Raw genomic sequence first — 11201 nt, forward strand, 5'->3', positions numbered from 1 at the left:
ATGAGTACGGCAATTTCGGGATGAGCGTCCCGGACACCCATTTGGGACCACTGATGAGGGTAATAACTGTGCTTGAAGCCTACCGCAAACATATCGAAGAGCGTGCAGCACTGGGTATCGTTCCCCAGCCGTTAAACGCCGAACAAACTGCAGGCCTGGTCGAGCTGCTGAAGAATCCCCCGGCTGGCGAAGAAGCTTTCCTCGTTGACCTGATCACCAATCGCATTCCGCCAGGCGTGGACGAAGCAGCCTATGTAAAGGCCGGTTTCCTGTCTGCCCTCGCCAAAGGCGAAGCCAAATCCCCTCTGATCGACAAGAAACGCGCTGTTGAACTGCTCGGCACCATGCAGGGTGGCTACAACATCGTGACTCTGGTCAATCTGCTGGACGACGCCGAACTGGCGCCAGTCGCTGCCGAAGAACTCAAGCACACCCTGCTGATGTTCGACGCTTTCCACGACGTCGCTGAAAAAGCCAAGAACGGCAACGTTCACGCTAAAGGCGTGCTGCAATCCTGGGCTGACGGCGAGTGGTTCAAAAACCGCCCTGTGCTGGCCGACAAGATCAGCCTGCGCGTGTTCAAGGTCACCGGCGAAACCAACACCGACGACCTGTCCCCTGCTCCTGATGCCTGGTCCCGTCCGGACATCCCGCTGCACGCTCTCGCCATGCTGAAAATGGCCCGTGAAGGCATCGTGCCTGACGTCCAGGGCGTCACTGGTCCGATGAAGCAGATCGAAGAAATGCGCAATGCCGGCTTCCCGATCGCCTACGTCGGTGACGTGGTCGGTACCGGTTCTTCGCGTAAATCCGCCACCAACTCGGTGCTGTGGTTCTTCGGCGACGACGTTCCTTACGTGCCGAACAAGCGTGCCGGCGGTTTCTGCTTCGGCAGCAAAATCGCTCCGATCTTCTACAACACCATGGAAGATGCTGGCGCACTGCCAATCGAATTCGACGTCACCAACATGCACATGGGCGACGTGATCGACCTGTACCCGCATGCTGGCAAAGTCTGCAAACACGGCACTGACGAAGTCCTGACCACCTTCGAAATGAAAACCCCGGTGCTGTTGGACGAAGTTCGTGCTGGCGGCCGTATCCCGCTGATCATCGGCCGCGGCCTGACCGACAAGGCTCGTGCCGAATTGGGCCTGGGCCCTACCGACCTGTTCAAACTGCCTGAAGCACCTGTCGACACCGGCAAGGGCTTCACCCTGGCACAGAAAATGGTCGGCAAGGCTTGTGGCCTGCCAGAAGGCAAAGGCGTTCGTCCAGGTACTTACTGCGAACCGAAAATGACCACCGTCGGCTCTCAGGACACCACCGGTCCTATGACCCGTGACGAACTGAAAGACCTGGCGTGCCTGGGCTTCTCGACCGATCTGGTCATGCAGTCCTTCTGCCACACCGCGGCTTACCCTAAGCCGATCGACGTGACCACCCACCACACCCTGCCAGACTTCATCATGACCCGCGGCGGCGTTTCCCTGCGTCCGGGCGACGGCATCATCCACAGCTGGCTGAACCGTATGCTGCTGCCGGACACCGTCGGTACCGGTGGTGACTCGCACACCCGTTTCCCGATGGGCATTTCGTTCCCGGCCGGTTCCGGTCTGGTAGCGTTTGCCGCAGCCACTGGCGTTATGCCGCTGGACATGCCGGAATCGATCCTGGTGCGCTTCAAAGGCAAAATGCAACCGGGCGTCACCCTGCGTGACCTGGTTCACGCCATTCCTTACTTCGCGATTCAAGCTGGCCTGCTGACCGTCGAGAAGAAAGGCAAGAAGAACGCCTTCTCCGGCCGCATTCTGGAAATCGAAGGCCTGGACAACCTGAGCATCGAGCAAGCGTTCGAGCTGTCCGACGCCTCGGCCGAACGTTCGGCTGCCGGTTGCACCATCAAGCTGTCGAAAGAGTCGATCACCGAGTACCTGAGCTCCAACGTCACCCTGCTGCGCTGGATGATCGGCGAAGGCTACGGCGATGCGCGTACCCTGGAACGTCGTGCTCAAGCGATGGAAGCCTGGATCGCCAACCCTGAGTTGATGGTTGCCGATGCTGACGCCGAATACGCTGAAATCATCGAAATCGACCTGGCCGACATCAAAGAGCCTGTGCTCTGCGCGCCAAACGATCCGGACGACGCCCGTCTGCTGTCCAGCGTTGCTGGCGAGAAGATCGACGAAGTGTTCATCGGTTCGTGCATGACCAACATCGGTCACTTCCGCGCTGCCGGCAAGTTGCTGGAACAGGTCAAAGGTCAGCTTCCAACCCGTCTGTGGCTGTCGCCGCCGACCAAAATGGACGCTCACCAGCTGACCGAAGAAGGCTACTACGGCATCTACGGCAAGGCCGGCGCTCGCATGGAAATGCCGGGTTGCTCGCTGTGCATGGGTAACCAGGCACGTGTAGAGCCGAACTCGACTGTTGTGTCGACGTCGACCCGTAACTTCCCGAACCGTCTGGGTGACGGCGCGAACGTCTACCTGGCTTCGGCCGAGCTGGCGTCTGTTGCTTCCATCCTGGGTCGCCTGCCGACCGTCGAGGAGTACATGGAATACGCTGGCAAGATCGACAGCATGGCGGCCGATGTTTACCGCTACCTGTCCTTCGACCAGATCGCCGAGTTCCGTGAAGCTGCTGCGAACGCCAATATCCCGGTCGTTCAAGCCTAACGCTGCAACGCAATAAAAAACGCCGCCCATCGTGAGATGAGCGGCGTTTTTTTATGCCTGCAAAGTTTGCACGCCCCCCCCTGTGGGAGCGAGCTTGCTCCGGGCGGCGATCCGACGATGGCGGTGTGTCAGTCAACATTGATATTGAATGTACTACCGCCATCGTCGGAACGCCGCCCGGAGCAAGCTCGCTCCCACAGGTTATGCGGATGACTTGAGTGCTTGTTGCACCGCTCCATCAACGCTCAAACCGCTAAGACTCACCTGCTCCAGCTCCTGCGCCGGCAACAGTGAGAGTACCGCTTTGGCCTCGTGCTTGAGCCGCGCCAGAATCAGCAGCTTGTCTTCGGCACGCACCTGCAAGAAGAAGGTTTCCAGCGCTTCGATACTCGTGCCATCCAGGTCGGGAGTCTCCTCCAGGCTGAGAATAATCGTATGAACCGGCGTTAACGCGTGGCGGGCCAGATGCAATGCACCGCCGAGAATGCGCTCCACGTTGGCGAAAAATAGCGCTTCGCTCGGTCTTACAATCAGCACACCGGGGATCTCGCGGGCCTGAGGGTGGCGCTGCAGATCGACAAAATCATGACCGCTGCCTATCTGCCCCAGCACCTGAATATCCGCGGACGACATCTGTTTCAACATCAGCACCACGCTGATAACCACCGCCACCAACAAGCCGTCCAATACCCCCAACACCAGCACCGCCGCCACCGCGCAAATCACCAGTAGCCGATCGCGACGCCAGACGAAATACCGGCCCAAGGGCTGCAGGCTCAAGCCTCGCGCCAATGCGTGAATGACAATGGCCGCCAGTACCGGCTCGGGGGTCAGGGCAATCCAGGGCAACACCGTCAACACGATGAGCAACACCACCCCCGCCGCTACCGCGCCCGCCAGACGCGAGCCAGCACCCGCCGCCTCATTGGCCGACGTCGCAGAGTAACCAGCGCCTGCCGGCATGCCATGGAACAGGCCCGACAACAAATTGGCTGCACCGAGGGCCAGCAGATCGCGGTTCGAGGACACGCGGTCGCCATGCTTGAGCGCAAACGAGGTGATCGATCCATAGGACTCGGCATACAGAATCATCACCATGGCAAACGCCAGTTCGCCCAGGCGCAACCAGTCGGTAAACGGCAACACGGGAAGACGCGGCACTTCCAGGCTCAGATCAATCACGCCGATCAGTTTCACCCCATAAGCTGGCAAGTTCAGCCATTGGCCGGCCGCGATGCCGAGCGCCACCACCAGCAAACCTCCCGGCAAACGCCTGACCCGCGCGCACAGCCACAACACCAGCAAGGACACGGCCGCCACAAGGGCACCGACCCGGTTCCACTGTGGTAACTGCTCAAGCAGTTGCGGCACGAAACGGATCAGATTGCCATTGCTCAAGTGCACATCGACGATGCTCGCTACTTGCTTGAGGATGATCGTCACGGCGAGGCCGAAGGCAAAGCCTCTCAGCACCGGTTTGGCAATGAACGACGTCACGCTGCCGAGTTTGAACAATCCGGCCAGCAGGAAAAATCCACCCGTCACCAGCACCAGGCCGATTGCCAGGGTCATGCGCAGGCCCGAGTCACCATTGGCCAACGTGGCTGTGGCGGCGGCCAGTACCGCCGCCGAAGACGACGTAGCAGAAACGATGGCAAAACGACTGGTGCCGAACAACCCGTAGCACAGCAGGCCGGCAAATAACGCAATCACGCCCGCCTGTGGCGGCAATGCAGCAATGCTTGAATAGGCGACCGCCTCGGGCAACAACAAACCAGCGATCGACAACCCGGCCATTATGTCCAGCCAGCGGTTTGGCCTGTCGGCACGGGGTTGCGCCGATGCGCCGTGGGCACGAGCCATGAAGCGTCTCCAGAGAAAGATAGACTGGCCGGGGAAAGTCCTCGGCAAACGCTCTATGACGCGTTTATGCAGCCGCAAGCTTAGTCGCTAATCCCCACGGGATGTGTGTTCTGGGTCAGGTGCCGAGCTTTATGCCAGGCAAAAAAACGGCCGCACTGTGCGGCATGCACAGTGCGGCCGTCGTTTCACCCAATCAGGCAGTCAACGAGTAGATCAACGCCGAAATCGCCACCAGGCCCACCGCCGTCACGAAGACGTTGGAAGCTTGACCGCGATAACGCGCCATGGCCGGAACCTTGCGGATTGCGTACATCGGCATCAGGAACAGGATCGCGGCGATGATCGGACCACCAAGGGTTTCGATCATCCCGAGAATGCTCGGGTTCAGTGTGGCAACGATCCAGCAGACCACCAGCATGAAGGCGGCAGTCATGCGATCCAGGGTCTTCGGTGCCGGGCGCTTGCCACTCTTCACGATCAGACCTTTCAGACCTTCGCTGGCGCCAATGTAGTGGCCCAGGAACGACTTGGAAATGGCCACAAATGCAATCAACGGTGCCGCGAAGGCGATGGTCGGGTTGCTGAAGTGGTTGGCCAGGTACGACAGGATCGACAGGTTCTGCGCCTTGGCTTCAGCCAATTGCGCCGGCGACAGGGTCAGCACGCAACTGAACACGAAGAACAGCACCATCACCACCATCAAGGCGTGGGCGCGGGACAGGATCTGCGAGCTGCGTTCTTCGGCGTGATCGCCGTAACGACGCTTCTGGTCCACCGCGAATGCCGAGATGATCGGCGAATGGTTGAACGAGAACACCATCACCGGAATCGCCAGCCACAGTGTGTGCAGCAGTGCCGACGGTTCTGGTAGCGTCGAGGCGGTGGCGAGAATGCCGCCGTTCCAGTGAGGAATCAGGAACACCGCGAGGAACAGCAGCGCAACAATGAACGGATACACCATCAGGCTCATGGCCTTGACGATCGCTTGCTCGCCGCAACGTACCACCGCCAACAGGCCAAGGATCAGCACGAGCGACAGCACGGCGCGCGGTGGCGGCATGATGTGCAGCTGATGCTCGAGGAAACTGCCCACGGTGTTGGTCAGGGCCACGCTGTAGATCAACAGGATCGGGAAGATCGCGAAGAAGTACAGCAAGGTGATCAGCGCACCAGCCTTGATCCCGAAGTGCTCTTCCACGACTTCAGTGATGTCCGCGCCTTCGCGTCCGGACAACACAAAGCGTGTCAGGCCACGGTGTGCGTAAAACGTCATAGGGAACGCCAGCACCGCCAGGACCAGCAACGGCCAGAAGCCGCCCAGACCCGCGTTGATCGGCAAAAACAGCGTGCCGGCCCCGATGGCCGTGCCAAACAGGCCCAGCATCCAGGTGGTGTCATGGCGATTCCAGCTTTCAAGCGTCGCTGGTGCCGCCGATACATAGCGTTCGTCGACGCTATTGGCCTGATCATTCATCCGGTGGGATCTCCGCATTCCGGTCAGTTGCTACCCGGTCAGGACGAGTCGGAAAAATCCGACAGGCAGCGCCCTGGCCGAAACAGGGGCGCGATTGTCCGGGATTAATGAGCAGAAGCAAAGACTTAGCTGAGGAGTGGTTGTGCGGATCAGCTCCATTGGCACCCTTTATTAAATAGATGTTTTAAAAAATCTATTCAATAAAGGATTGCCGTCATGTAATTTCGATCCCGACTGCTGACCGGCAACCCTAATTTCGGAGCCCTCTCATGCCACTCGTTCGCGTCGACATCAAAAAGCATCAAGACCCTACTTTTGCCAAACGTGTCGGGCAATTGATCTACGCCGCCATGCACAGCGCGATTGGCGTGCCGGAGAACGATAACTTCCAGATTCTTGCCGAGCACGATGAACAGCATTTCATCTTTGATCCCGGCTACCTGGGCATCAATCGCACCGACAATCTGGTGGTGATTCAGATCACCCTGAGCGAAGGCCGTACCATCGAGCAGAAAAAACTGCTCTACAAAACCATTGCCGAGAGCCTTAACGCGGAACTGGCGGTGCGCCTGGAAGATGTGTTCATCAATCTGGTGGAGGTCAAGAAAGAGAACTGGTCGTTTGGAAACGGCATTGCTCAATACGCCATCTGATTTCTGCCTTTTATATACCTGTGAGTCGCCAATGCCCCGAGTCTCCCGCAAACAAGCCGAACTCAACCGCGAGATCATCGTCAAGGCCGCCACGCGTCTGTTTCGCGAACGCGGACTGCACGGGATCAGTGTCGTCGATGTGATGGGCGCGGCCGGCCTCACCCATGGCGGGTTTTATGGTCACTTCGAATCCAAGGAAGCGCTGGCGCAAGAGGCGTGCAGCCGGGCGTTCACCCAATCGATGGAACGCTGGAAGCAGAAAATAGAAGACAACGACGACAACCTCTCGGCTCGCGAAAGCATCATCGCGCCCTACCTGTCCGCGGCCAATCGCGATAATCCGGGCGAAAGCTGCCCGGTGACCGCGTTTGCCGGCGACATGTGTCATGAAACCGCTGAAAGCGGATTGCACCAAACCTACACCCAAGGGCTGGAGGCATTGCTGCAAATGCTGGCACCGCTGATGGGCGCGGATCAGCCCGACACCAATCGGCAAAAAGCGTTGGTGGACTATTCGCTGATGGTCGGCGCCCTGACCCTGGCCCGCGCAACCCGGGGTGATGCCTTGTCCGATGAAATTCTCGACGCAGCCCGGACGTTCCTCACCTCGGAAACGGCCGTTGACACACCCCCGATGCCGACAGCATGATCGACCTCATGAATATTCCTGCGCTGAACCTCACCCGCACCACCACGACCGCTTCCGGCGGGTCGTGTGGTGGCTGGCTGAGATAAACACAGCGCAGTGAACCCCAAGGCCCCGCCAGCAATGGACGGGGCCTTGTCGTTTCTCCCGTCCGTTCGGCACTTTTCGTACGACACCCAAGGAGAAACACCCATGTCATCAGCGCTGTTGATCATCGATATGCAGGTCGGTCTGTTCCACGGCCCGGAAAAACCCTACGACGGAGAACGGGTACTGGCGAACATCCAGCAACTCATTCGTCAGGCCAGGGAGCGCGACGTGCCGATCTTCGCGGTGCGCCATACCGGCCCTCAAGGTTCGCCCATTGAAGTCGGCAGCCCTCTCTGGCAGTTACTGCCCGCCCTGGATCTGGATGCCAGCATCGACATCTTGTTCGACAAAACCCGACCCAACGCCTTTTACGCCACTGCGCTGGCGGAGCAACTGCGGGCTAGCGGGATCAATGAGGTGTTCATCGCCGGCATGAAAACCCAATATTGCATCGACAGCACCTGCCGGGCGGCGGCCGAACTGGGGTTCAAACCCATACTCGTGGCCGATGCGCATACCTGCATGGACACACCGGCGCTGCCGGCCCGGTCGATCATCGAACACCATAACGCGACGTTGAACGGAGCATTCGCAAAGGTGTTGAACACCGTGGATATGTAAGCGCTCCTACACTGAGGTCGAAAGCCACAAGCCTGCTATCTTTGGTAAATGCCAAACCGTTGCGGAATCAGCCATTTGAAGCAACGTTTTGAAGCAACTTTCGAGCCCCGACTTTCCGATGCCCACAGGAGCCCAGCATGCCTGCAACCGTTCTGGTACTGGTCGAAACCATCAATGACTACCTGCCGATTCTAGAACATCAGGGTTTTCACCTGATTCTGGCTCCCACACCTGCCGAGCGCGCCGATGCCATTAAACGCCATGGCGCGCAGATCGATGCGGTGCTGACCCGCGGCCCATTGGGCCTGTATGCCGACGAAATCGCCGCCCTGCCCAATCTCAAGATCATCTGCGTGATCGGCGCCGGCTACGAACACGTCGACCTGCAAGCCGCCGCCAACCGGGGCATTACGGTCACCAATGGCGCCGGAGTCAATGCCTCTTCAGTCGCCGACCATGCCATGGCAATGCTGCTGTCTCTGGTACGTGACATTCCCCGTTGCGACGCCGCCGTGCGCCGGGGTGAGTGGCCGAAAATCATGCGCCCTTCCCTGGCGGGCAAGCACTTGGGCATCCTGGGGCTCGGTGCGGTCGGAATGGCCATCGCCAAACGCGCCGCCCACGGCTTCGACATGACGGTCAGTTACCACAACCGCCAGCATCGCAGCGATGTGCCGTACAGCTTCCGCTCGACGCCCACCGAGTTGGCACGGGAATCAGACTTTTTGGTCGTCGCCACCCCCGGCGGCCTGGGCACCAAACACCTGATCAACCGACAGGTACTCGACGCCCTGGGCCCAAACGGGTTCATCGTCAACATCGCCCGAGCCAGTGTGATCGCCACCGCAGACCTGATCAGCTCGCTTGAGCAGCGCAGGATTGCCGGTGCTGCGCTGGATGTCTTCGACACAGAACCCCAAGTACCCAATGCCTTCAAGACGTTGGCCAATGTGATCCTCACCCCGCATGTCGCCGGTTTGTCCCCGGAAGCCACTCAAGGCACCGTGGAGTTGGTAGGTCGCAATCTGGTGGCGTTCTTCACCGGCAATCCGGTATTGACCCCGATTGCCCTGCCATCGTCGACGAGTATGATCTGACCACCATTCAAACAGGTGTATCAAAAACAATGATTGCCCGGCAACACGCTCGCCTATAAGGGCGTTTCGTGGTTGTGGGTGTCGGATGTGCGCATTAGATTAGCCAATAGTCTCAGGCCTCCAGAATAAGCAGAAGGGATAAGCATGGCGCTTACTGACCAGTCCACCCGTATCCGCACCGGCGAAGAACTCGATGCCAGCCTGATCGATCCGTACCTCAAGGCCCACATTCCGGGCCTGAGTGGTCTGCCGCAGATCAGCCAGTTTCCAGGCGGTGCGTCGAACCTCACTTACTTGCTGGAATACCCCGAACAAGAGTTCGTCCTCCGTCGCCCGCCCTTTGGGCACAAAGCCAAGTCCGCCCACGACATGGGCCGCGAATTTCGCATCCTCAATCAGCTACGTGATGGTTTCCCGTACTGCCCGAAAGCCTACGTGCACTGCACCGATGAATCGGTGATCGGCGCCGAGTTCTACGTGATGGAACGGGTCAAAGGGATCATCCTGCGCTCCGAACTGCCGCCGGAACTGGGTCTGGATTCGGCGAAAACCGAAACGCTGTGCAAGAGTTTCATCGACAAATTCGTTGAACTGCACCGGGTCGACTACAACGCCTATGGCTTGGGCGACCTCGGCAAACCCGAAGGCTATGTCGCGCGGCAGATCAAAGGCTGGAGCGATCGCTACGAGAAAGCACTGACACCGGACGCGCCGAAGTGGGAAGCGGTCAAAGCCTGGCTCAACGACAAGATGCCGGCCGATCACCCGACCTCCAGCATCGTCCACAACGACTACCGCTTCGACAACGTGATCCTTGACCCGAACAACCCGATGGACATCATCGGCGTGCTCGACTGGGAACTGACCACCCTCGGCGACCCGCTGATGGACCTGGGCAACACCCTCGCCTACTGGATCGAAGCCGCCGACCCGGCTCCGGTGCAAATGATGCGCCGCCAACCGAGCCACGCCCCGGGCATGCTGACCCGCCGCGAGTTTGTCGATTACTACGCCGAGCGCTCCGGCATCCAGATCGACAACTTCGACTTTTACTACACCTACGGCCTGTTCCGCTTGGCCGGCATCGTGCAGCAGATCTACTACCGCTTCTTCCATGGTCAGACCCAGGACAAACGCTTCGCACAGTTCATTCACATGAACAAACTGCTGGAGCACATGAGCCTGCAAGTCATCCAGAAATCCAGCCTCTGATTACGCCACGGGCCCCAATAACAAGACTTTTTATAAGAGAATCCCATGTCCAAGACTCAGTTGTTCGACCTCGACGGCAAAATCGCATTCGTATCCGGCGCCAGCCGCGGCATCGGTGAAGCCATCGCCAAACTGCTGGCCCAGCAAGGCGCCCACGTCATCGTTTCGAGCCGCAAACTCGACGGCTGCCAGCACGTGGCAGACGCGATCATCGCCGCTGGCGGCAAAGCTACTGCCGTGGCTTGTCACATCGGTGAAATGGAACAGATCAGCCAGGTCTTCGCCGGCATTCGCGAACAGTTCGGGCGCCTGGACATCCTGGTCAACAACGCGGCGACCAACCCGCAGTTCTGCAACGTACTGGACACCGACCTCAGCGCTTTCCAGAAAACTGTCGACGTGAACATCCGCGGCTACTTCTTCATGTCGGTGGAAGCCGGCAAGCTGATGCGCGAAAACGGCGGCGGCAGCATCATCAACGTCGCCTCGATCAACGGCATCTCGCCGGGGATCTTCCAGGGTATCTACTCGGTGACCAAAGCGGCGGTCATCAACATGACCAAAGTGTTCGCCAAGGAATGCGCACAGTTCGGCATCCGTTGCAACGCGCTGCTGCCAGGTCTGACCGACACCAAGTTTGCTTCGGCGCTGGTGAAAAACGAGGCTATTTTGAACACCGCATTGCAGCAGATTCCACTCAAGCGTGTGGCGGATCCGAGTGAGATGGCGGGAGCGGTGTTGTATCTGGCCAGTGATGCGTCGAGTTACACAACCGGGGTTTCGTTGAATGTGGATGGTGGGTTCTTGTCCTGATCCGATTTCCCGGATGAACAAAAGGCAGCCTTAGGCAGACTGTGTGAAAACACA

Annotated in this window: 9 protein-coding genes; 7 read left to right on the top strand and 2 right to left on the bottom strand. The window is 59.1% G+C overall.

All coding sequences use genetic code 11. From position 1 onward, the window contains the following. Window positions 1–68 precede the first annotated feature (68 nt). Entirely contained in the window at window positions 69–2678 is a 2610-nt protein-coding gene (acnB, locus tag VD17_RS04440) for a bifunctional aconitate hydratase 2/2-methylisocitrate dehydratase (RefSeq protein ID WP_046052845.1), read from the top strand. 201 nt (window positions 2679–2879) lie between these two features. Here the strand turns inward: acnB and VD17_RS04445 are convergent, their stop codons facing one another. Both VD17_RS04445 and VD17_RS04450 read right to left on the bottom strand, forming a co-directional pair. Beyond that, the gene (locus VD17_RS04445; protein ID WP_046052846.1) at window positions 2880–4541 is read right to left on the bottom strand and encodes a SulP family inorganic anion transporter; all 1662 of its coding nucleotides are present in this window, start codon (window positions 4539–4541) and stop codon (window positions 2880–2882) included. Window positions 4542–4734: 193 nt separating this feature from the next. Next, window positions 4735–6015 (bottom strand): serine/threonine transporter, encoded by a 1281-nt coding sequence (locus VD17_RS04450; protein WP_033054568.1) that lies wholly within the window; start codon window positions 6013–6015, stop codon window positions 4735–4737. 269 nt (window positions 6016–6284) lie between these two features. Here VD17_RS04450 and VD17_RS04455 point away from each other — a divergent pair, with 269 nt between their 5' ends. The 6 genes from VD17_RS04455 (at window position 6285) to VD17_RS04480 (ending at window position 11147) form a co-directional block, all read left to right on the top strand. Beyond that, on the top strand, window positions 6285–6668 hold the full coding sequence (locus tag VD17_RS04455; RefSeq protein ID WP_046052847.1) for a tautomerase family protein: 384 nt from the start codon (window positions 6285–6287) through the stop codon (window positions 6666–6668). Between the two features lie 31 nt (window positions 6669–6699). Next, window positions 6700–7317, top strand: a complete 618-nt coding sequence (locus VD17_RS04460) for a TetR/AcrR family transcriptional regulator (RefSeq protein ID WP_046052848.1) — start codon at window positions 6700–6702, stop codon at window positions 7315–7317. 189 nt (window positions 7318–7506) lie between these two features. Then, window positions 7507–8025 carry a cysteine hydrolase family protein gene (locus tag VD17_RS04465; RefSeq protein ID WP_046052849.1) on the top strand — a complete coding sequence of 173 codons (519 nt, stop codon included), beginning with the start codon at window positions 7507–7509 and terminating at the stop codon, window positions 8023–8025. 137 nt (window positions 8026–8162) lie between these two features. After that, window positions 8163–9122, top strand: coding sequence for a 2-hydroxyacid dehydrogenase (locus VD17_RS04470; protein WP_046052850.1), 960 nt, complete (start codon window positions 8163–8165; stop codon window positions 9120–9122). A 144-nt stretch (window positions 9123–9266) separates the two neighbouring features. Next, window positions 9267–10334 carry a phosphotransferase family protein gene (locus VD17_RS04475; RefSeq protein ID WP_046052851.1) on the top strand — a complete coding sequence of 356 codons (1068 nt, stop codon included), beginning with the start codon at window positions 9267–9269 and terminating at the stop codon, window positions 10332–10334. A 45-nt stretch (window positions 10335–10379) separates the two neighbouring features. Next, window positions 10380–11147 (top strand): SDR family oxidoreductase, encoded by a 768-nt coding sequence (locus tag VD17_RS04480; RefSeq protein ID WP_008149805.1) that lies wholly within the window; start codon window positions 10380–10382, stop codon window positions 11145–11147. Window positions 11148–11201: the final 54 nt, after the last annotated feature.

Origin of the sequence: Pseudomonas fluorescens, assembly GCF_000968015.1 — a bacterium.
In the GTDB taxonomy this organism is placed as follows: domain Bacteria; phylum Pseudomonadota; class Gammaproteobacteria; order Pseudomonadales; family Pseudomonadaceae; genus Aquipseudomonas; species Aquipseudomonas fluorescens_W.